2 protein-coding genes are annotated in these 1123 nt (G+C 47.9%); both read left to right on the forward strand.

What is annotated here, in order from left to right; translation table 11 throughout:
• Positions 1-5: 5 nt before the first annotated feature.
• Positions 6-701, forward strand: coding sequence for a hypothetical protein (locus tag JC606_RS23175; protein ID WP_198779561.1), 696 nt, complete (start codon positions 6-8; stop codon positions 699-701).
• Between the two features lie 2 nt (positions 702-703).
• Positions 704-901 (forward strand): hypothetical protein, encoded by a 198-nt coding sequence (locus JC606_RS23180; protein WP_198779560.1) that lies wholly within the window; start codon positions 704-706, stop codon positions 899-901.
• Positions 902-1123 lie beyond the last annotated feature (222 nt).

A 1123-nucleotide genomic window follows, 5' to 3' on the forward strand; every position in this document is an offset into this window, starting at 1 on the left:
CTCACATGGATGTAAACACCATCAAACGCATCATCTTTAGGTTGTTCCCAGAATTCACGGGGCGGTGGCATTTACCACGGTGGGGAAAAGTCGTGGCACTGCCAGAGCTACCGCAAGAAGGGGACTTATCCGACCGCTTCTATCCTCACTACGCGGTGGATGTGCAGCTACTCGATGAAAAGGGCATGGAGTATGAAGATAAACCACCACTGCAGGCGGTACCACTTCCGGTTCCTGGTCTCGGTGACCATGCGGGACGTCTAGAGCCGCCGGCTATCGGCAGTATTGTTGAACTCGGCTTTATGTTCGGTCAACCAGACAAGCCGTTTATTCGTTGCGTGCTGCCACTGGGGTTCAAGCTACCAGGCATTAAGGAAGGCGAAAGCCGATACCAACAGCGAAAAGGTGTGTATCAATTGGTTGACCAGGAAGGCAACTTTGAACGTAAGACCGACCAAGCCGAAAAGCTTGAATGCCTCACTCAACAAATCAAAGTGCTCGAAGATAGAATCGCAGAAATTGGTGGTAACCACACCGAAACCGTCAAAGGCAATAGAGCCATCAAAGCTAAGAACATCACCGAAGACGCAGACACCATCAAATTCAATGGCGGAAAAGGCGTATGTACTGGCGAGAGTATTTGCCCCTTCATGGGGAAACCGCATGTCGATGTATCCAAAACCGTTTACGCAGGTAAGTAATAATGGCAATAAGCAAAGCATCACTGAAACAGAAATTAGAAGCCGAATTGAAAGCCCAGGGCTTTGTACTTGATGGTGAATTTGCTATGGCAGGTAAGATGGCTGAAGCGATAGCTAACGCGATAGTGGATGAAATCACACAGAACGCTCAAGTGGAAGTTACAGGCGGCAGCTCAGCAGGGAGCTATCAAGTGCAGTAGGGATTGAGTAAAACCACATGTGCTCACCAACATGAGGTCACATACGAGGTCATCGAGGCACCTTCTAACTCGAAAGTGCCCAATTCCTTCCCAGCGCGAAAGTCTAACCACATTCTGCAATTGTAAGATTGCCTTACTTGTAGTTATCCGAGAGAGTGTCGACGTACGCTTTTTAAAATTATGCGTCATCTAGCAATCTGATATTAAGTAAACCTCACTAAA

Origin of the sequence: Vibrio sp. IB15 (assembly GCF_016406055.1) — a bacterium.
Taxonomy (GTDB): domain Bacteria; phylum Pseudomonadota; class Gammaproteobacteria; order Enterobacterales; family Vibrionaceae; genus Vibrio; species Vibrio chagasii.

What these genes read in the sequence shown, in the direction of transcription:
- JC606_RS23180 (WP_198779560.1), top strand. Translation starts at nt 704, where the DNA reads ATGGCAATAAGCAAAGCATCACTGAAACAGAAATTAGAAGCCGAATTG.
- JC606_RS23175 (WP_198779561.1), top strand. Translation starts at nt 6, where the DNA reads ATGGATGTAAACACCATCAAACGCATCATCTTTAGGTTGTTCCCAGAA.